Origin of the sequence: Actinomyces lilanjuaniae (assembly GCF_003606385.1) — a bacterium.
GTDB classification, from domain to species: domain Bacteria; phylum Actinomycetota; class Actinomycetes; order Actinomycetales; family Actinomycetaceae; genus Actinomyces; species Actinomyces lilanjuaniae.
The window spans coordinates 786,805-806,286 of the sequence record NZ_CP032514.1; the positions used below are offsets into that span (position 1 = coordinate 786,805).

The window sequence follows — 19,482 nt, forward strand, 5'->3', positions numbered from 1 at the left end:
TCAATGATGAGGGGCGGGGGTGGCTGCGAGGCGGTGCCGGCCAGAGCGGCTGGCCGGGCGGGTGCGCGGTGAGACGCCACAGGGGGCTCACAGGGGGGTGTCGTCCGCAGGGACAGGGCGGACTGGGTGTCCAGCGCTGGTCGGCTCGACGACGAGGACCACTCCTCTGGCGCTGCTGCCGACCCTGGTCACCAGCCAGGTCTCACTGGCGTTCCCGCGCAGCCGCAGCGAGGCGCGTAGCGCCTCCGGGGAGACCTCCACGCCGCGCCGGTGGATCTCCAGGCTGCCGATCCCGTGGGCGCGTACTCGTGAGCGCAGTGCCTTGAGACGCAGGGGCAGGACCTCGCGCAGGTGCCAGGAGCGTAGGAAGGGTGACAGCCCGGGACCTGCCGGGGTGCTGCCTGTCAGGTAGGCGATGCGAGGACCGACAGGTCGTGCCCCTAGGCGCTCAGCGGCCAGGGCCACCAGGCCCGCACGGATGACGGCGCCGTCGGGCTCGTGGATGAGGGGGCCGAGGTCCTCAAGGGAGACGACGGGGTCGAGCTGGGCGGGAGGCAGCGAGGGGTCGGTGCCGTCGGGATCGCTCAGTAGGTGCGAGGTGGTGCCTCCTGAGCCGTCGTCGTGCAGGACCAGCGCGGAGCGTCCCGGCCCCTCAGGAGCCAGGGGGCCGCACCACACGGCGGCCTCCACGACGTCGCGGTCCACACTGACCCACTGCACGTGGGCGTCGGGAGGCAGCTCGGCGTGGTCGGTGCCCGGGGCGATCTTGACGCCGAGGGCGTCCACCCTTCCGCGCAGGGCCAGGACCTCCTCCAGCGGCGGTGACCACTGCCCGGGGCTGGTGAGCCGCCTGCCGTCGGCGCGGCGCGCGGGGTCAGCGAAGACGGCGTCGACGCCCTCGGCGGCCAGGTCCACCTCCAGGGCGTCCGCGCACCGGACAGTGGCGTGAGGGAAGGGCATGAGGTTGACCGTGGCCAGGGCGGCAGTGGTCTCGTCGCGATCGACAGCCAGGACGGGCAGCTCAAGGCCGGCCAGGGCGATGGCGTCCCCGCCGATGCCGCACCCGAGGTCTGCCACGCGAGCGGACTCGGCTGCCGCGTAGCGTGCGGCGTGGTGGGCGGCCACGGTCAGGCGGGTGGCCTGCTCCAGACCGTCGGGCGTGAAGAGCATCGTCTGGGCGAAGGGGCCGAACTTGGCGGTGGCCCGGGAGCGCAGCCGTTGCTGGGTCAGGGCCGCGGACACCAGGGCGGGGGCGTGGCCCTCCTCCCGTAGCGAGCGGCTCAGGGCCAGGGACTGCTGGGGGTCGTAGGGGGGCAGGGAGGACAGGAGCGCCCACCCCTCAGGAGTCAGCAGCAGGGCGAGGTCGGAGGTGGCCATCGGGGTGATCATGTCACGGCCGGGCCCGCAGCCGGGTCAGGCGCTCGGGGCGGTGCGGTGGTGTGATGGGACGGCTGTAGGGGAGCAGCGCAGGTGAGGTAGCAGGTGAGGTAGAAGGACGCCCCGGAAGCGGTACGGAACAGTGTGGGGGCAGCGCGGGAACAGCCCGGCGGGTGACTGACGCCGTTGGCGAAACCAGGAGGACATGTTGGCACTCGCATTGACTGAGTGCTAACACCGTCGTAGATTCTGGCCAGGCGCAGGCCGTGTCCTGGCGCTTCCCGCTCTGGCTGGGCCCGGTCGGGGGTGGTGGGCGCGATCTGCGACTTGCGCTCCACCTGTCTCTGGTCGGCTCCCGCGACGGCGGCCAGCTGCTCCCGTGGAGGGCGAACACGTCGTTCCACCGCACGCTGAGAAGCGAGAAGGGGAGGTCCCCAATGTCGATCTCCATCAAGCCGCTCGAGGACCGTATCGTCGTCCAGACCCTCGAGGCTGAGGAGACCACCGCATCCGGTCTGGTCATTCCTGACACCGCCAAGGAGAAGCCGCAGGAGGGCAAGGTCGTGGCCGTGGGTCCCGGCCGTGTCGACGACTCCGGTAACCGTGTCCCGGTCGACGTCGCCCAGGGCGACGTCGTCATCTACTCCAAGTACGGAGGCACCGAGGTCACCTATGAGGGCGAGGACTACCTCATCCTCTCCGCCCGTGACGTCCTCGCCGTCGTCACCAGGTGACGCCCGCAGGCGCGTGACCCTCGTGGTGCTGGCTGGCACTGGTTGGCGCTGTAACCGGTGACGCCGTGCCGACGTCGGTCGGTAGCAGTCACCTGTCCGGCTGCCAGTCAGTGGCATCAGTGACAGCATCATGTGGCAAGGGGAGAAGCACCAGTGTCGTGCTTCTCCCCTTCGTCTTACCGCTGCGCCTGGCGGACTCTGCCGTAGTAGCCGGGTCGTGGCGGCCCCTGACGGCCCGGACTGGTCAAACCTGGTCAGTTGTACGCGGGTCGCGGTGTCCGTGAAGGGCCTGTGAGGGCCGCGTGCGGAGTCAGGCGGAGGTGCTGACGAGGCGGCGGGCCTCGTGCTCGTGGTAGGTGCGGCGCTCGTCCTCGCTCATGCCGCCCCACACCCCGTAGGGCTCATGGGTGCGCAGGGCGTGCTCGCGGCACTCGTTGATGACGGGGCAGCGTTGACAGATCGCCTTGGCGCCGTCGTCCCGCTTGCGGCGCGAGCTGCCCCTCTCCCCGTCGGGGTGGAAGAACACCGCTGAGTCCATGCCTAAGCAGGCTCCCCGGTACTGCCACTCCCACAGTGCCGAGATTGGTCCGGGTAAGCGTGAGGAGTCGTGCATCGGACCGTCCCTCCTTACGACGAGTTGCAGGGTTCTGTGCCGTACCCGTGGCACGGCGGCTAGGCACAACAGTAGGATCCTACAAAGCGAATGGCAAGATTTTTTTGCATCTTTATGATTGAAAAACGACCACGCGGTGCAAAAGAGATGTTCTCTCCATGATAGCCGCCCCCGTCGGGACAGTGTGCGTGGATCGCCGAGCCCTTGCGGGCACGTGCGTACGGGTGGCGCGACGTCTTACCATGCCCGTGTGAGCGACTCGATCACCAGCCCCGACGTCTACGCCCCCACCGGACTGACTTACGACGACGTGCTCCTGCTGCCACGCCTCACGGACGTCGTCCCCTCCGAGGTCGATACCACCTCCCGCCTGACCCGCAGGATCTCCCTGGCCACGCCGCTGGTCTCCGCCGCGATGGACACCGTCACGGAGTCGGCCATGGCCATCGCTATGGCCCGGCAGGGCGGCGTCGGCGTCCTGCACCGCAACCTGCCCATTGAGGAGCAGGCCGAGCAGGTCAGGCGCGTCAAGCGCTCCGAGTCCGGCATGGTGACCGACCCGGTCACGGTCGGGCCCGGGGCCACCATCGCCGAGCTGGACCGGCTGTGCGGCCACTACAAGGTCTCCGGGCTGCCCGTGGTGGAGGAGGACGGCAGCCTCCTGGGCATCATCACCAACCGGGACCTGCGTTTCGTCCCCACCGACCAGTGGTCGGTCCTGACGGTGCGCGACTGCATGACTCCGCGCGAGCGCCTGGTGACCGGCCCGACGGGGATCTCCCGGGAGGCGGCCAAGGCCCTCCTGGCTGAGCACCGGGTCGAGAAGCTGCCCGTCATCGACCCGGACGGGCGGCTGACCGGGCTGATCACCGTCAAGGACTTCGTCAAGACCGAGCAGTACCCCCAGGCCACCAAGGACGACGCCGGGCGCCTCGTGGTGGGCGCCGCGGTGGGCTACTGGGGCGACACCTGGCAGCGCGCAACCGCCCTGGCGGAGGCCGGTGTGGACGTCCTGGTGGTGGACACGGCCAACGGGGGTGCCCGGCTGGCGCTGGAGATGATCGGCCGGCTCAAGTCCGACCCCGCCTTCAGCGGCATTGAGGTCGTCGGCGGCAACGTGGCCACGCGGGAGGGCGCCCAGGCCCTCATTGACGCGGGCGTGGACGCGGTCAAGGTGGGGGTGGGGCCGGGGTCGATCTGCACCACGCGCGTGGTCGCGGGGGTGGGAGTGCCCCAGGTGACGGCTGTCTACGAGGCCGCACGTGCCTGCGCCCCTGCCGGGGTGCCGCTGATCGCCGACGGCGGCCTGCAGTACTCCGGCGACATCGCCAAGGCCCTGGTGGCTGGGGCGGACACGGTTATGCTGGGCTCCCTGCTGGCAGGCTGTACCGAGTCCCCCGGGGACCTGGTCTTCGTCAACGGCAAGCAGTGGAAGCGCTACCGGGGCATGGGGTCGCTGGGGGCCATGAGCTCGCGCGGGCGCACCTCCTACTCCAAGGACCGCTACTTCCAGGCGGACGTCTCCGGTGACGACAAGCTCATCCCCGAGGGCGTGGAGGGGCAGGTCCCCTTCTCCGGGTCTCTGGCGGACGTGGTCTACCAGCTGGTCGGTGGCCTGCACCAGTCCATGTTCTACGTTGGCGCGCGTAGCGTGACCGAGCTCAAGGAGCGGGGCCAGTTCGTGCGCATCACCAGCGCCGGGCTCAAGGAGTCCCACCCTCACGACGTCAAGATGACCGTCGAGGCGCCCAACTACACTGGCCGCCCGGAGGCCTGAGCCGCAGGCGGCTCGGGGACCGGCCACTGCAGGGGGACCGGTCGCCTGGAGGGGTTCGTGCGGGCCAGCCACGCGTTGAAGGACTCTGCCCAGCGGCGGTGCTCCCGGGCCTGCCAGGCGACCAGCTCGTCAACCTCCAGGCGTGCCAGGACGGGGTGGGTCTGGACCATGGCCTCCAGGACGTCGAGTGTGGCGGCGACGTCCACCTCCGCGGTGTGCAGGGTGGTGTCAGGCGTGACGCCGTAGACCTCGCACAGGTCACTCAGGCGGCGTTTGCCACGGCGGAAGCGGTCAGCGGCCCGGTCCATGACCAGGGGGTCCACCACGGGCGCCGGGGGGTGCCCCAGCTGCTCCTCCAAGGTAGGCAGGTGGTGGCGGACCAGCTCGTGGTCCAGGAGGGTGAGGTCGAATGAGGCGTTGAAGACCACCACGGGGGTCCCGGCCCGCAGGGCCGTGACCAGCTCGGCGGTGAGCTCGCGCAGGACCTGGGCCGGAGGGCTGCCAGCGCCGCGGGCCTGCTCGGTGGTGATCCCGTGGACGGCCGCCGCGGCCTCGGGGATCTCGACTCCTGGGTCCGCCAGCCAGGTGCGCACATGGCGCGCCCGCGCCTCCTGCCCGGTCGCTGGTCCACGCCACACCAGGGCGGCGGTGACCAGGTGGTCCCGGGCTGGGTCCACGCCTGTGGTCTCGGTGTCGAGGCCCAGCAGCGGGCCGTCGGTCCACGAGCCGGGTCGGTGACTGCGGCTCGTGCGGCTGTGGTCCTCGTGGTCGGTACGCATCGCTGAAGCATGCCACGGGCCGCCGACGCTGCTGCCGCTGGAGGCTACTGCTGGTCGCTGACGGTCACTGTTGGTCACGATGTTGTGGCGCTCCCGGCGGGGGATTGAGGAGGAGGGGCAGCATCCGGGGAGGGTGGAGTTGTAGGAATGCTCAGATCTCGTTGTGGTCTCCTGGTTTCCCTTCCTTGGCGGTAGGTGGGTCGGTAGCGTGCGGTGTGGTCGCATGGGCACCGTGTACCAGGCTCCTGGGGGTGGTGTACCGGCTGCCTGCCCGTGTGGGCGGGTGGCCATCAGCAAGCCGAGGAAATAGGACGAGGGGGCGTCGTGGCTGCGGCACCGTTTGACGAGACGAGGATCCCGTGCCTGGCGTTTGACGTGGAGTCGCTGGACACTGCCGCGAGCAACCTTGAGACGAGGGCGGGTGACCTGCGGGCGGCGGGGGAGTCGGTCAAGTCCACGTGGGCGGGGATGCAGGTGTGCTACAGGGCTCCTGAGCAGGAGACCTTGTACGCGGCGATGGACCCGGTGGCTGAGGACTCCGACACCCTGGCCACGGGTATCGAGTCGGTGGCCTCGGCGCTGTCCACCTTCGCTGACACGGTGTCGTCGCTGAGGACCCGGGCTCAGGCGCTCAAGGAGGACGTGCTGGCGTTCAAGGAGGAGATCGCGGGGGACCCGGAGTGGGACCACGACCAGGACCTGGTCAACAAGAACAACGGGTTCATTGAGCGGGCCTCGGTGATCCAGGCGGACATGTGGGAGGCCGAGCGCGAGTGCGCCAACTCGATCCGGGCGCTGGACGGGCTGGCTGCCTACCAGGTGGACTCCGGGGCTGGGGGTGAGCTGGCCTACGGGTACTCGGCGGAGGACATGAAGGGTGCTGAGGGGCTGCCGTGGGGTGAGCGGGTGGACCGCCAGGACGGCTGCCTGAGGTCGGCTGGGACGGCGGTCAAGCGTTTCGTGTGGGACGGCCTGGTGGTGGACGGGATCGGCGGGTCGCTTGAGGCCCAGGCCAGCCTGGTGGGTGTCGAGCTCGGCGGGGAGGAGGGGTTCTTCAGCTTCAGTGGTGACACCGCCAGGCAGACCTGGCAGGGTCTGGCGGGCCTGGTAGGGGCGACGTGGGACCAGGACGGGGGCCTCAGCTTCCAGAGGGGGACCGCGGCTGAGGCCTGGAAGGAGGTGGGCAAGGGTCTGGTGGCGTGGGACATGTGGGGGCAGGATCCCGCCCGTGCGGCGGGCAGCGTGGTGCCTGACCTCGCAGTGGTGGTGGCTTTCGGTGCTGCGGGTGCGGCTGCTCGTGGTGGCGGGACTGTCGTGCGCGGGGCTGGTGGTCTGGGCAGGGTGTCGCGGGCGGCGCGGGCTGCTGTGGTGGCCCAGCGGGTCGCGGACTTCATGGACCCGGTGGGCACCGCGCTCAGCAAGGGGGCGAGCAGGGTCGCGGGCCTGGTGGCGACCCAGTTCGACTTCAGCGGGCTGGGTGAGGTCATGGACCGTGTCCGTGGCCGGGGCGGGTCCCAGGCCCCGGAGGTGCCTGGCCCGCACTCGGTGGACGCGGGGCCTGGGCGCGCGGGTGACCTGCCGGAGGTGGGTGGCTCGCGTGGTCACGGCCCCCACGGCGGGGACGCCGGGGGCGGGACCGGTGGCCGGGGCCAGGAGCTGCCCGGCCAGGAGGTGCCTGTCGGCAAGGGGGCTCAGGAGCCGTCTGCCTCCCACGGTGGTGGCCGGAGCGGCCAGGCCGACGGCGGGGAGGCCCCCCTCCACCGCAGCGGTGACGCGGACGGTGCTGGTGCTCCTGGGGCTGGCGCGCGGGGCCGCCACGCGGACGGCGCTGACGGTGATGCTGCTGAGGCGGGCGCCCCCTCTGGGCGCCACCGTGCTGACGGCGACGCGGGTGGTGCCCACGGATCTGACCCTGCTGGTCACCCTGCTGGTCGTGGTGACAGCGCCGACGCGCAGGCCCCGGCCCGCAACCGCGCCGACACCGAGGGTGCTGAGGCGGGCGCCCCGTCTGGGCGCCACCGTGGTGACGGTGACAGTGGTGGTGCTGAGGGCTCTGGCCGTGCTGGTCACGACCGTGGTGAGGGTGCTGAGGCGGGCGCCCCGGCCCGCCACCGTGCTGATGGTGACCCTGCTGAGGCGGGTGCCCCGTCTGGTCGCCACAGGGCTGACGGGGCTGACGGTGAGTCCTCGGCCCGTCACCGCGCCGACACCGAGGGTGCCGATGCGGATCCGTCTGGCCGCCACGGGGCTGATGGTGATGGTGCTGGGGCCTCTGGTCGTGCTGGTCACGGCCGTGGTGAGGGCGCCGATGGTGAGTCCTCGGCCCGCCACGCGGCTGACGGTGCTGACGGTGCCGGTGGTCGTGGTGACGGCTCTGGTGGCTCCGGCCATGGTGGTGGCGGGGACGGCCCGTCCGAGCGTGGCAGCAGTGGCGCGGACGGTGACGGTGATGGTGGCTCCTCGGGTGATCGGTCTGTGGCCCAGCGGCTTGAGGAGCGTCGGCAGGAGGCTGACCAGGACGCGTTCAACCAGGAGCACCGGCCCCGGGTGGAGAGCACGGTGGAGGTCGGCAAGGGCAGTGACCTGGCTCCCCGTCACGACGAGCCGTTCGGGCGGGGTGTGGAGCTGGAGCCCAGCACCTGCTACCAGGTGGAGGGGCGGGGCAGCTTCTACACTGATGGGTCTGGTGTGGTGGTGCACGTGGAGGCGCACTCGGCGGTGGAGCGTCGTGGGTGGTGGGACATCCGTAGTCCTATGAACCCGGACCTGAGGGACCCTCTTCCGAGTGCGACCTACACGGTGGACGGGAGGTTCCACTACACCACGGACGAGTGGGGGCGCACGGTGCGCATCCAGGTGGACGGGCTGGACGAGGTCTCGGAGACTTACGACTCCTCCCGGGCGCGTAGGCGTATCGGCAACTACGGTGGTGACGGCTTTGACGGGGGGCATCTGATTGCTCACCGGTTTGGTGGGGGCCGGAGGACATCAACGTGGTGCCTATGCGCAGAACCCTCAACCAGGGGACTGAGGGGATGTACCCGTACAGTTACAAGAAGCTCGAGGACGACATCGCCGCCAGCCAGGGAGCCTACGAGAACATCGACATCCGGATCGAGTACGACGGGCCACCAGGGGTGGAGCCGGGGACCTCGCTGAGCGGGGTGCCCCAGGCAGGCCGGGTGCCTGTGAAGTTTGAGGTCTACGCGACTGATGTGAAGGGTAGGCCGGTTGAGATTGACCCGTTTGTCAACAAGTGAGTGCTGCTAGGAGGGGTGTATGTCGTTTGACTGGCGTGCTGCGAGTGCGGGTGAGCTGCTGTCTCGTGTTGAGGAGGGGACGGCTGAGTGGCTGCGGGCTGAGGGCGGTGATGGCGTCCAGGTCCGGGTCCTGGGGATAGGTTTTCGCCAGTCCATCAGGATCGTGATGACGCGTGGTGGTGAGGAGGTGAGTGTGTTCATGCCTGACGAGATCGTCTCCGTCATAAGCGACCTGCGTGAGAAGCAGGTGGTTGCTGGGTGGGGTGCGTGGACGTGGTGTCGGCTGTGGATGGTGGCGGGGGAGTGGGTGCTGCACCAGGAGTGTGACTGGATGCGCGAGCCGGTGCTCGAGGGGCCTGCTGGTGGGCGTCCCCCTCCGGGTATCTGTGCCCTGGAGCTGGAGCTCTACCCCCGGGATGCGGAGAACATCCCCGGGTGGATGGCGGAGGGTGTGGCGGCCAACGAGAGACGGAAGGCTGCCAACGCCCGTCGTCGTGAGGCCAGGCGCGCCAAGAAGGAGAAGGAGCGTGAGCGCCAGGCAGCCAAGGCCCAGGCCGCTGAGGCCGCTTCGCAGGAGGCTGCCCAGTCCGCCGTCCAGGATGCTGCCCGGGGTGTGCCCGGTGCCGGGCAGGCCGCCCAGGGTGGGGGCGGTGCTGGTGGGTCCGCGGGGTGAGGCCTGTCCGGGGGCGGGCCTGGGCGTGTCACGTGGTGCTGGAGTGGGTCTGCCGGGAGGGGCGGGGCAGCTTCTACACCAATGACGCCGGTGTGGTGGTGCACGTGGAGGCGCACTCGGCGGTGGAGCGTCGTGGGTGGTGGGGCATGCGCGAGCCGTTGAGCCCGGACCTGAGGGACCCTCTGCCGAGCGCGACCTACACGGTGGACGGGAGGTTCCACTACACCACGGACGAGTGGGGTCGTACGGTGTGTATCCAGGTGGATGAGCTCAGGAAGGTTGATGGTGACCTGGAGAGGTACCGTTCGGAGTCGGTCCAGGAGCGGGTCGGTAAGTACGGTGGTGAGGGCTATGACGGGGTCACCTGTCTGGTCACCAGTTCGGCGGGGCTCCGGAGGACATCAACGTGGTGCCCATGCTGCGCAAGGTCAACCAGAACCACCCGGACAGCTTCTACAGGCTGGAGAAGGAGATCGCCGCCAGCCAGGGAGCCTACAAGCACCTGGACATCCGGATCGAGTACGGCGGGCCACCAGAGGCTCCTTCGGGCACGTCCCTGAAGGGCGTGCCCACCGCTGACCGGGTGCCCACCGAGTTCCGCGTCTATTTGGCTAACGCTGGGGGCGTGCCGAGGACGTTTCCGAACAGGTGAGTACTTCGAGAATTAAGGGGATGGGTCTTATGGCTAGGTTGTCGGAGATGTCTGCTGGGGAGCTTCTCGCTCGTTCTGAGGAGATGCTGGCTGACTGGCTGCGTGAGGAGGGCGGGCAGCGTGTTGACATCGAGTTCATGGGCGTGGGGTGGACGCAGCAGTTTGATCCCCAGCTCACGCGTGGTGGGCAGCGGTCGCGTGTGATCCCACCTCATGAGGTCAACTCCTTCATGACGGAGCTGCGTGATAGGCAGGTTGTGCCTGGGTGGGGTGCGTGGACGTGGTGCCGGCTGTGGATGGTGGCGGGGGAGTGGGTGCTGCACCAGGAGTGTGACTGGATGCGTGAGCCGGTGTTCGAGGGGCCTGCTGGTGGGCGGCCTGACCCGCGTACCTGTGCCAACGAGTTGGAGCGTCATCCCCGGGATTGGGAGAACGTCCCGGACTGGATGGCTGCGGGTGTGGCGGCCAACGAGAGGCGCAAGGCTGCCAACGCGCGTCGTCGTGAGGCCAGGCGCGCGAAGAAGGAGCGTGAGCGCCAGGCAGCCCAGGCCCAGGCCGCTGAGGCCACCGACCGGCAGGGCGGGAGCGGTACCGGGGAGGTCTCCGGTGGCGAGCCCGGTGCCGGGCAGACCGCCCAGGATGGGGGCGGTGCTGGTGGGTCCGCGGGGTGAGGCCTGTGTGGTGGTGGGCCGGGGCAGGTCAGTGCTGTTGGCGCTGGGGCTTCCTGGGTGGCTTCTACACTGATGGGTCTGGTGTGGTGGTGCACGTGGAGGCGCACTCGGCGGTGGAGCGTCGTGGGTGGTGGGGCATGCGCGAGCCGTTGAACCCTGACCTGAGGGACCCTCTTCCGAGTGCGACCTACACGGTGGACGGGAGGTTCCACTACACCACTGATGAGTGGGGGCGCACGGTGCGCATCCAGGTGAAAGGGCTGGACGAGGTCTCGGAGACTTACGACTCCTCCCGGGCGCGTAGGCGTATCGGCAACTACGGTGGTGACGGCTTTGACGGGGGGCATCTGATTGCTCACCGGTTTGGTGGGGGGCCGGAGGACATCAACGTGGTGCCTATGCGCAGAACCCTCAACCAGGGGACTGAGGGGATGTACCCGTACAGCTACAAGAAGCTCGAGGACGACATCGCCGCCAGCCGGGGCGCCTACGAGAACATCGACATCCATATCGAGTACGACGGCCCACCAGGGGTGGAGCCCGGCACCTCCTTGAAGGGCGTGCCCAAGACCGACCGGGTACCTGTGAAGTTTGAGGTCAGGTGGGTTGCGAACGGTGTCCCGCGTAGCAAGCCGTTTGAGAACTTCTAGACCTGGAAGGATGTGGCTGGTGTGGGTATGCATGACATGGGCCCGCAGGAGGTCTTTGCCCGGGCTGAGGAGCTGCTGGCGGGGTGGCTGCGTGAGGAGGGGGGCTCCCGCCTCGAGGTTGAGATCCAGGGCATCGGGTTCGTCCAGGACCACCTGATGTGGATGACTGTTGACGGTGAGGCCAGGAGTGTCCAGCCGGAGTCCAGTGAGACGGGCTTTGCCGTGAATGACTTGCGTCGTGCGCAGGCTGTGCCTGGCCTGGGTGCGTGGACGTGGTGCCGGCTGTGGATGGTGGCGGGGGAGTGGGTGCTGCACCAGGAGTGTGACTGGATGCGTGAGCCGGTGTTCGACCCTCCTGGTGGTGGGCGGCCCGGCCCGGGTGACTGTGCGCTGGAGCTGGAGCGCTACCCCCGGGATGCGGAGAACGTCCCGGACTGGATGGCTGCGGGTGTGGCGGCCAACGAGAGGCGCAAGGCTGCCAACGCGCGTCGTCGTGAGGCCAGGAGAGCCCGGAAGGAGAGGGAGCGCCAGGCAGCCCAGGCCCAGGCCGCTGAGGCCACCGACCGGCAGGGCGGGCAGGAGGCTGCCCAGTCCGCCGTCCAGGATGCTGCCCGGGGTGTGCCCGGTGCCGGGCAGGCTGCCCAGGATGGGGGCGGTGCTGGTGGGTCCGCGGGGTGAGGCCTGTGCCGGTGGTGTCGGCTGGGGCTTCTTGGGTGGCTTCTACACTGATGGGTCTGGTGTGGTGGTGCACGTGGAGGCGCACTCGGCGGTGGAGCGTCGTGGGTGGCTGGGGATAACGCAGGACGCGCTCAACCCGGACCTGAAGGACCCTCTGCCCAGCGCGACCTACACGGTGGACGGGAGGTTCCACTACACCACTGATGAGTGGGGTCGTACGGTGCGTATCCAGGTGGATGAGCTCAGGAAGGTTGATGGTGACCTGGAGAAGTACCGCTCGGAGTCGGTCCAGGAGCGGGTCGGTAAGTACGGTGGTGAGGGCTATGACGGGGGTCACCTGTCTGGTCACCAGTTCGGCGGGGCTCCGGAGGACATCAACGTGGTGCCCATGCTGCGCAAGGTCAACCAGAACCACCCGGACAGCTTCTACAGGCTGGAGAAGGAGATCGCCGCCAGCCGGGGCGCCTACGAGAACATCGACATCCGGATCGAGTACGACGGCCCACCAGGGGTGGAGCCGGGGACCTCGCTGAGCGGGGTGCCCCAGGCAGGCCGGGTACCCACCGAGTTCCGTGTCTCATGGACTGATGAGCAGAGGATGAGAACGGTTCCGCGCCGTTTTGTCAATGAGTGAGAAAGGCGGCTGGTCTTGGTGAGTATGTCTCGTATGTCTGCTGAGGAGTTGATGGTTCGTGCCGAGAGCCTGCTTGCTGAGTGGCTTCCTGGTACTGGTGGTTCCCGGATTGATATTGAGATCAGTGGAATAGGGCTGGTGTCTACGCTGGGTCCTAGCAGGGTGACTCAGGACGGGGTGAGCCGGTTGGCGGAGGTTCCTGACGAGATTCTGTCCGTGGTTGGCAAGCTGCGTGATAGGCAGGTTGTGCCTGGCCTGGGTGCGTGGACGTGGTGCCGGCTGTGGATGGTGGCGGGGGAGTGGGTGCTGCACCAGGAGTGTGACTGGATGCGTGAGCCGGTGTTCAAGGGGCCTGGTGGTGGGCGGCCCGGCCCGGGTATCTGTGCCCTGGAGCTGGAGCGCTACCCCCGGGATGCGGAGAACGTCCCGGACTGGATGGCGGAGGGTGTGGCGGCCAACGAGAGGCGCAAGGCTGCCAACGCGCGTCGTCGTGAGGCCAGGAGGGCGAAGAAGGAGCGTGAGCGCCAGGCAGCCCAGGCCCAGGCCGCTGAGGCCACCGACCGGCAGGGCGGGAGCGGTACCGGGGAGGTCTCCGGTGGCGAGCCCGGTGCCGGGCAGGTCATCCAGGACGGGGGCGGTGCTGGTGAGTCCGCGGGGTGAGGCCCGTCCGGGGGCGGGCCGGAGTAAGTAAAGGGGGATGCTGCTGTGCGTGTGCGTGACATGGGCCCGCAGGAGGTCTTTGCCCGGGCTGAGGAGCTGCTGGCGGGGTGGCTGCGTGAGGAGGGGGGCTCCCGCCTCGAGGTTGAGATCCAGGGCATCGGGTTCGTCCAGGACCACCTGATGTGGATGACTGTTGACGGTGAGGCCAGGAGGGTTGTCCCGTCTTTTGATCTTACCAGGGCGGGGTTTGCCATGGATGACCTGCGTGAGAAGCAGGTGGTTGCTGGGTGGGGTGCGTGGACGTGGTGCCGGCTGTGGATGGTGGCGGGGGAGTGGGTGCTGCACCAGGAGTGTGACTGGATGCGTGAGCCGGTGCTCGAGGGGCCTGCTGGTGGGCGTCCCCTCCGGGTATCTGTGCGCTGGAGCTGGAGCTCTACCCCCGGGATGCGGAGAACATCCCCGGGTGGATGGCTGCGGGTGTGGCGGCCAACGAGAGACGGAAGGCTGCCAACGCGCGTCGTCGTGAGGCCAGGCGCGCCAAGAAGGAGAAGGAGCGCCAGGCAGCCCAGGCCCAGGCCGCATCCCCGTGACCGGGAAAGTTCAGGTTCGCACCGGGACCGGGTGCCACAGGCTGCATATCTTTGGACTGCCTGGCGGGAGTAGCCGTGCGCTGCTGCCCGGAACTCTGCGGATCTCTTCTGCCGGGACGTGATGAGGGCGGCCCAAGATGTGCAGAGCGCGTGCAGCAGCGGGGCTAGTGCCCCTGGGCGTGCTCGGCGTCGTCGGTGAGATAGGCCAGGGGACGGACCAGGTCGAAGGGTGTGGCAGTGTCGGTGGTAGTGAGAGTGCCGTCCAGGTCGTGGGTGGTGCCGTCAGGCAGGCTCCAGGTGGCGGTCCAGGTGGTGGTCAGGGTGATGGTGACGTCGGTGGCAGTCGTGGCGTAGGTGTGGTGGACGGTGTGGTCGGGCCAGGGGGCGCCGGGGTCGGTGGTGGTGTCCGTGGTGGCGTCCCCCCAGTCCCAGCGGTAGGAGGTGGGAGTGGCGGTGACGGTGACCTGGGTCCCGGCCACGGTGGTGGTCAGGGTCTGCGGGGCATCGCTGGTGTAGGCGATGACAGGCTTGGTGACCAGTGCCTGGGGACCGCCCGGCTGGCGGGTGAGCCCGTTGCCGGAGACCATGAGGCGCTGGACGTCGGAGACCGTCAGGGTGACCGGCTCGGGCTGGGCGACGGGGAGCTGGGGGGCTGCCTGCGGGGTGGGGTCCTTGCAGACCAGCTGGCAGGCGAGCAGCTCGGTGAGGGCGTTGGTGCACTCGGGGCCGGTGACGGACTGGGCACACCCCTGGCGGACGTTCTCCTCCAGCTGGGGCAGGATGGAGCGGTCAGGCGGGGCGGGTGCCTGGTCCCCTCCTGGGGAGCCCCCTCCCGGAGAGCCTCCACCACCCGATCCGCCCGTCGTGGTCCCGGGTGGGACCACGGTCGTGGTCGTGGAGCCGCCCACGCTCAGGCCGGAGTTGCCGGACCGGTATACGGAGATGCGGTCATCGTCCCCGGTTGCTAAAGCGGGCGGGGCCATAGCCAGGACGGTGGACAACAGGCACAGGACCAGGACGCATCCCCACCACGTCGCTGCCCTCCGGCGTCGTCCCGGCCCGGGGTTTCTGGAGGGACGGGGCGCGTGTGCGCAGGCCGGGTCCGGGATGGCGCGAGCCGGAACGGTGGGAAGCGGGACGGCTGTGTACCTCACTGGTCCTCCTCATAGACCTCGGCCTCGCCCAGGAGCCACTGGCCGTCGCGGTAGATGAGGGCAAAGGTCATCATCTTCTGCGTCTGGGCCTCGTAGACCTGCGGGTCGCTTCCGCTGCCGTCGTAGCGGTAGACGGCATCGTGGTCGAAGACGAGGTCAACGCGGGAGTAGTGGTAACCCTGCTCGGGATCGGCGTAGCCGGACTGAGTGACGTTGGTATTCCAGATTTCTTCCCACCCGCCCTGGGCGTGGAGACTGTTGGTGTTGTCGGTGACGGACTGGCAGAAGACGCAGCCGCTGTCCTCGGTGTGCTCCTGCCACAGGCTCAGGTCTCCGGTGGCACTGATGTAGGGAATGAGACTCAGCAGGTACTCGGCGGTGGCGATGGCCCCCTCGGGGGTCTGCTCGTCCATGCCTGCGGGTCGGTCCGGTGGGGGCGTCGCCAGGGCTGCTTGGCGACTGGTCTCCTGCTGCGGTGGGAGGGGAGGCAGTGAGAGTGTGGGCGAGGGCGTGGTGCTGGCTGTGGCTGGGGAGGACATCGAGGTCGGCGAGGTGGCCGCCGTCCCGTCCGCCCGGGAGCACCCGCCCAGGCCGCACGCCGTGGCGGCGAGGAGGCCGACGAGGACTCCCACGGACGCAAGGACCAGGGTGCGATGGCTGGGCGCGTGCCGCCCACATCGTCCGCACCATCTAGGGCACCGGGAGCCCGGAGTCGGGCTCGCTCCAGGTGCCCGACGCGAGTGCTGGGAGTACAGGGACATGACAGCCACCTTTGACAGAAGCGGTGGAGGGGCGTGTCCCGCCAGCCCCAACTAATGACGTGACTGGCAGAACTGGGTAAACTGTAGCGGTGCTGGCGTCCACGGTCCAGCCCTCAGTGGGTATTGTGGAGGGCGCTAGTGTCTGCGAAGGCGCGGTGGTCGGCTGCCTGCCGGGGTGGGGCCTCGGCTCCTCGTGACCCTGTGCGCAGGTCCTCTGCACGTGGGTGCCGGGGTGGGGTGCTCACGCGATCTCCAGGTTGGTCAGCACCCACTGGCCGTGCAGCGGCTCCAGGCGGGCGGCGGCGGCCCGGACCCGCTCCCCGTCCTCGATCAGGACCGTGGCCTCGCAGGCGCCGTGCAGCGTCGCCTGGGTGCGCACGGAACGGGTCCTTGGCCTGGCTCTGCGCCTGCCTGGCCCCAGGACCCGGGAGGCCAGTCCTGCGCGGCGCGACAGGGCGCGGAACAGGGCGGGGGTGGTCCATCGGGCCAGGTGGTCGACGGGGCGTGAGCCCATGAGGACCTCTGCGGCGGCGGTGACCACGGTAGCCGCGGTGCGTGCGGGGAGGGTGGAGGCTGTTGCTGGGGCGCCCCGGTCGTGCCCGGGTGGGGCGGCGGCGCCGGGGCGTGCGCGACACCGTCGGTACCGTGCTCGCCGCAGTACGCATAGTGGTGGTCTCCGGGGGCAGGCGGGGGCTAAAGCTGAGCAGGTCTCCCGCGCGCGTGCCCCGGGTGGTACCTGGGGGCGGGGTGCTGGCTACAGTCCCTGGGGCCGGCCGGTGGCGGGACGTCCCGGGGTGGGGCGGGTCGGGCGCGGGTGAGTGCTGGTGCGAGGGCCGGAGGGGCCGACGGCATCGGCCTTCCTGGCGGTTGTGGCGGTGTCGGTGGCCATGGCTGCCTGCTCTCTGGTCAGTGGTGGGTGGGCCGGTCTGCTACCCGCCCGGCGCTGTCCGGGATCGGGCGAGAGCCGGAGCGGCGTCGGGGCGGTGGGGTCAAGGCTGTGGGGCTGGTCCTGCTGGGGCTAGAAGGATGAGCGGCTAGGGAGGTGAGGGGCGGGTGTCCTGTCCCTCCTGTGGTACCTGGGTCGTAGCGGTCCACTCCGGCAGTGTCAGGGTGGTACCGGGGCGGAGGACTGCGGGGTCGGGGCCGATAACCTCCCGGTTGGCCTCGTAGAGCGCGGGCCAGGCGGCGGAGATGTCCTCGGCGCTGCTGCCTGCGGGGAGGCTGTGCACGGTGACGGACCACAGTGACTCCCCCGGCGTGACGGTATGGCTGCGCGGCGGCGACCCTGGTGGCTCCGCCGGCTCCTGCGGGGTGCTGCCGACCTCCTGTGGTCGGGGATCGGTGGGCTCCGGAGTGGTGGAAGCGGGGGTCTCCTGGGTCGCGGAGGATGCGGGCCTCCAGCCCAGGTCGTTCGGTGGCGGGTCGGGCTCGGCGGCCAGGGCGGGCGCTGTGCTGAGGCCTGCCACCACCGCGCCCACAGCGACTCGTCTGACAAGGGGCGCGCCCCAGCGCTGAAGAAGCCGCGACGCTACGTCGCTGGCGGGGTGCCCTCGCCCCCCGGCGCCCGGCAGGGCCGCCAGAGCCGCTGCTGCCGACACGGCGTGCCACAGCGCCCCGGCTGCTCCGGCCCCGCTGGCAAGAGCGACGACGGCGCTGGTGAGCTGGCTGCCTCCCCACAGGGAGAGAGGAGTCTCTTCCAGGGTGCGTACAGAGCTGAGTAGTGCCACGCATAGGGCTGCTGTCAGCGCTGCGGACGCTACCGCCAGGACCGTCAGACCGGTTCGTTGAGTCATGGCACCTCTCTAGGTCATTAGATGATGTTTGATGATGTTAGATATACATCGCTGCGACTGGCCTGTCAATAACCTGTGTGTGAGGTGCGCTCGTGGTGGAGTAGCTGGTGGGGAGATCTGGTGGGATTGCGGTGTGTGCCGTTACCTGCCGGGCGCGACCGCCTGTGGTGGGCTTGGGGTGTGGACTGGGAGTCGATGCTGGCTGACCTGGAGAGCCGCTTTGAGGCGGAGAGGCGCACTGAGCTGGCTGTCCACAGTGCCGAGCTGGCGGAGGCGGAGACGGCGGCTGTTACTGCTGCCGACCGGCTCCGAGGCGCGGTGGGCAGGGCTGTGCGCCTGCGCACCCGTAGCGGCCTGCCTGTGGACGGCGTCGTGCGCCGGGCCGGTTCCGCCTATGCCGTGGTAGACGAGGGGCAGGGGCTCCAGGCAGTGGTGCCCGTGGACGGGCTGGCCACGATGGCTCCCCTGCCCCGGCCCGCGCCTCCTGAGGTCCGGCGACTGCCCACCCTGGGCTCCCTACTGCGCGAGATCGCCCGGCGTGGTGTCCGGGTGCGCCTGTACACCAGCGCCGGGGAGGTGGTTGGTCGGCTGGTGCGCGTGGGTGCCGACCACGTCGATGTCGCCCTCGACCCGGAGGGGGCTGGGCGGCCGGGGTACGCTGCGGGAGCGCTCGTCACCACCGTCATGCTCTCGGCCGTGGAGATCCTCCGCAGCCGTTGACGGCTCTTGCGGCTCTGTGCTCGCGCGGTACCCATGAGGTCCTGCCCGTACGTCATGAGTCTGGTCGCCCTGGTGCCGGTGGTGGTGTGGAGTCTGTGCAGGTGGGCTTGGCTCTGCCGTTCTCCTGGCTGTGCCGTCCCGGCAGTTAGTCGACTGGTCTCCTGGCGCGCTTGGTCATATGGGATCTATCACGTCTTTGGGTGTGGGGTGCAGGGTGTGTTCGGGCGGTTCCATCTTGGCGAGATCTGCGGGAAGTGGGCTGGTGCCGATCACGCTGGAAAGGAACTTGTTGATCTGAGCCAAATCTGTGCCATCCTGGCTGTCCTGCGCCCTCGCCTGTCTGGCGATGGTGGCTATGTCGTCTGGTGCGCTGAGGGGAACGGAATCCGCGCCATCCTGTCTCGCCCCGGGTGCGTGAGCCTGGCGTCGCAGGACCAGGCCGACCCTACCGCCGTCGGTGTCTCGTCCCGGGTGCGTGAGCCTGGCTGGCGCTGATCACCCTGAGCGCGACGATTTCCACCTGCGCGCAAATCGCGCTAAATAGGCTCGCGCTGCTCCACCGTACCTGGAACAGCTGCTACAGATACATACGAGGGCGATGCATACGCGGACCTTGGGTGGGAGGTTTGGCGGGAGGTTGGGCGAGGCCCTCCTGGGCGTAGCAGCGGAACTTGACCGCCTCACGGTTCTGCGTGGCGATGGTGTCCTGATGGGTGCCAGGCGGTCGACGATTGCTGTCGAAATATTGGCGAGTGCTGCCTGGTGCCAGCGTCCGGCGACTACAGCGTTCGACGACTACAGCGTCCGGCGAGTACTGCGTGTGCACCGTGCCTGGGGTGGTGCTGACCGGTGCCGGGCGGCCTGGGCGGCGAAGGTGGTGGGTGGTTCCGGCGGGTGCTGGGGGCCAGGTGCGTGGGCGCCTGGCACTGGGCGCGCCAGGTGCAGGTTCCGCGCCCGGGCGGTCAGGTGGGATTCAGGAGTGGGAGTCGGGAGCAGGAGGTGGTCAGGCCCTCTGGTCCGCGTCCTCGTCCTCGCTGAGTGTCCCTGCGGCGACCATGGCGCGGGTGGAGGCCAGCTGGCGCTGGATGTAGTCCTCCAGGGCCTGGTCCTCGATCCGCCACAGCCTGCGCGCTCCTACCTGGATGGCGGGCAGGTCGCCGGAGCGGATGAGGGCGCGCACTCCCTGGGCGGAGAGCTGGAGTTGCTCGGCGACGTCGGCGATGGTGAGGAAGCGTGCGCTCATGAAGTGATGATCTCACTCTCGCGCCCAGGACGCCATCATCGAATAGTTCTGTGGATAACCTTG

General features: G+C 69.3%; 20 protein-coding genes. 12 read left to right on the top strand and 8 right to left on the bottom strand.

What is annotated here, in order from left to right; all coding sequences use genetic code 11:
* Nucleotides 1-87 precede the first annotated feature (87 nt).
* Nucleotides 88-1,377 carry a class I SAM-dependent methyltransferase gene (locus D5R93_RS03445; protein ID WP_119837075.1) on the bottom strand — a complete coding sequence of 430 codons (1,290 nt, stop codon included), beginning with the start codon at nt 1,375-1,377 and terminating at the stop codon, nt 88-90.
* A gap of 437 nt (nt 1,378-1,814) precedes the next feature.
* Between D5R93_RS03445 and groES the strand changes: the two genes are divergently transcribed.
* Nucleotides 1,815-2,111 carry a co-chaperone GroES gene (gene groES, locus D5R93_RS03450; protein WP_119837076.1) on the top strand — a complete coding sequence of 99 codons (297 nt, stop codon included), beginning with the start codon at nt 1,815-1,817 and terminating at the stop codon, nt 2,109-2,111.
* 310 nt (nt 2,112-2,421) lie between these two features.
* On the opposite strand, the gene D5R93_RS03455 is transcribed toward groES, so the two are convergent.
* Entirely contained in the window at nt 2,422-2,724 is a 303-nt protein-coding gene (locus tag D5R93_RS03455; protein ID WP_119837077.1) for a WhiB family transcriptional regulator, read from the bottom strand.
* Between the two features lie 250 nt (nt 2,725-2,974).
* On the opposite strand from D5R93_RS03455, the gene guaB reads away from it, so the two are divergent.
* Nucleotides 2,975-4,501, top strand: coding sequence for an IMP dehydrogenase (gene guaB / locus D5R93_RS03460; RefSeq protein ID WP_119837078.1), 1,527 nt, complete (start codon nt 2,975-2,977; stop codon nt 4,499-4,501).
* Here the strand turns inward: guaB and D5R93_RS03465 are convergent.
* A complete protein-coding gene (locus D5R93_RS03465; protein ID WP_120203828.1) occupies nt 4,477-5,280 on the bottom strand; it encodes an exonuclease domain-containing protein in 804 nt (267 codons plus the stop codon). The genes guaB and D5R93_RS03465 overlap by 25 nt on opposite strands.
* A 324-nt stretch (nt 5,281-5,604) precedes the next feature.
* Here D5R93_RS03465 and D5R93_RS03470 point away from each other — a divergent pair, with 324 nt between their 5' ends.
* The 9 genes from D5R93_RS03470 to D5R93_RS14460 all read left to right on the top strand — a co-directional run bounded on the left by D5R93_RS03470 (nt 5,605) and on the right by D5R93_RS14460 (nt 13,748).
* Nucleotides 5,605-8,439, top strand: a complete 2,835-nt coding sequence (locus tag D5R93_RS03470) for a hypothetical protein (protein ID WP_120203830.1) — start codon at nt 5,605-5,607, stop codon at nt 8,437-8,439.
* Nucleotides 8,440-8,559: 120 nt separating this feature from the next.
* The gene (locus D5R93_RS13495; RefSeq protein WP_205570086.1) at nt 8,560-9,213 is read left to right on the top strand and encodes a hypothetical protein; all 654 of its coding nucleotides are present in this window, start codon (nt 8,560-8,562) and stop codon (nt 9,211-9,213) included.
* Nucleotides 9,214-9,577: 364 nt separating this feature from the next.
* Nucleotides 9,578-9,865 carry a DNA/RNA non-specific endonuclease gene (locus D5R93_RS03480; protein WP_120203832.1) on the top strand — a complete coding sequence of 96 codons (288 nt, stop codon included), beginning with the start codon at nt 9,578-9,580 and terminating at the stop codon, nt 9,863-9,865.
* Nucleotides 9,862-10,536, top strand: coding sequence for a hypothetical protein (locus D5R93_RS03485; protein WP_162933807.1), 675 nt, complete (start codon nt 9,862-9,864; stop codon nt 10,534-10,536). Before D5R93_RS03480 ends, D5R93_RS03485 begins: the two co-directional genes overlap by 4 nt.
* A gap of 83 nt (nt 10,537-10,619) precedes the next feature.
* On the top strand, nt 10,620-11,186 hold the full coding sequence (locus D5R93_RS03490; protein WP_162933808.1) for a DNA/RNA non-specific endonuclease: 567 nt from the start codon (nt 10,620-10,622) through the stop codon (nt 11,184-11,186).
* Nucleotides 11,187-11,207: 21 nt separating this feature from the next.
* Nucleotides 11,208-11,864, top strand: a complete 657-nt coding sequence (locus tag D5R93_RS13500) for a hypothetical protein (RefSeq protein WP_205570087.1) — start codon at nt 11,208-11,210, stop codon at nt 11,862-11,864.
* Nucleotides 11,833-12,498, top strand: coding sequence for a DNA/RNA non-specific endonuclease (locus tag D5R93_RS03500; protein ID WP_162933809.1), 666 nt, complete (start codon nt 11,833-11,835; stop codon nt 12,496-12,498). Before D5R93_RS13500 ends, D5R93_RS03500 begins: the two co-directional genes overlap by 32 nt.
* 51 nt (nt 12,499-12,549) lie before the next feature.
* Nucleotides 12,550-13,158: a hypothetical protein gene (locus D5R93_RS03505; protein ID WP_162933810.1), complete on the top strand. Its 609-nt coding sequence runs from the start codon at nt 12,550-12,552 to the stop codon at nt 13,156-13,158.
* A 467-nt stretch (nt 13,159-13,625) separates the two neighbouring features.
* A complete protein-coding gene (locus D5R93_RS14460) occupies nt 13,626-13,748 on the top strand; it encodes a hypothetical protein (protein ID WP_279221383.1) in 123 nt (40 codons plus the stop codon).
* 164 nt (nt 13,749-13,912) lie between these two features.
* On the opposite strand, the gene D5R93_RS14465 is transcribed toward D5R93_RS14460, so the two are convergent.
* The 4 genes from D5R93_RS14465 to D5R93_RS03525 form a co-directional block, all read right to left on the bottom strand.
* A complete protein-coding gene (locus tag D5R93_RS14465) occupies nt 13,913-14,902 on the bottom strand; it encodes a zinc transporter (protein ID WP_259390672.1) in 990 nt (329 codons plus the stop codon).
* On the bottom strand, nt 14,899-15,534 hold the full coding sequence (locus D5R93_RS03515) for a DUF6318 family protein (RefSeq protein ID WP_120203843.1): 636 nt from the start codon (nt 15,532-15,534) through the stop codon (nt 14,899-14,901). Before D5R93_RS03515 ends, D5R93_RS14465 begins: the two co-directional genes overlap by 4 nt.
* A gap of 370 nt (nt 15,535-15,904) precedes the next feature.
* Complete coding sequence (locus D5R93_RS03520) at nt 15,905-16,204, bottom strand: Rv3235 family protein (RefSeq protein ID WP_119835956.1); 300 nt, start codon at nt 16,202-16,204, stop codon at nt 15,905-15,907.
* 493 nt (nt 16,205-16,697) lie between these two features.
* Nucleotides 16,698-17,456: a LysM peptidoglycan-binding domain-containing protein gene (locus D5R93_RS03525; protein ID WP_120203846.1), complete on the bottom strand. Its 759-nt coding sequence runs from the start codon at nt 17,454-17,456 to the stop codon at nt 16,698-16,700.
* Nucleotides 17,457-17,636: 180 nt separating this feature from the next.
* Between D5R93_RS03525 and D5R93_RS03530 the strand changes: the two genes are divergently transcribed.
* Complete coding sequence (locus D5R93_RS03530; RefSeq protein ID WP_119835901.1) at nt 17,637-18,176, top strand: Fis family transcriptional regulator; 540 nt, start codon at nt 17,637-17,639, stop codon at nt 18,174-18,176.
* A gap of 1,003 nt (nt 18,177-19,179) precedes the next feature.
* Here D5R93_RS03530 and D5R93_RS03535 read toward each other — a convergent pair.
* The gene (locus D5R93_RS03535; RefSeq protein ID WP_119835900.1) at nt 19,180-19,419 is read right to left on the bottom strand and encodes a helix-turn-helix domain-containing protein; all 240 of its coding nucleotides are present in this window, start codon (nt 19,417-19,419) and stop codon (nt 19,180-19,182) included.
* Between the last annotated feature and the right edge of the window lie 63 nt (nt 19,420-19,482).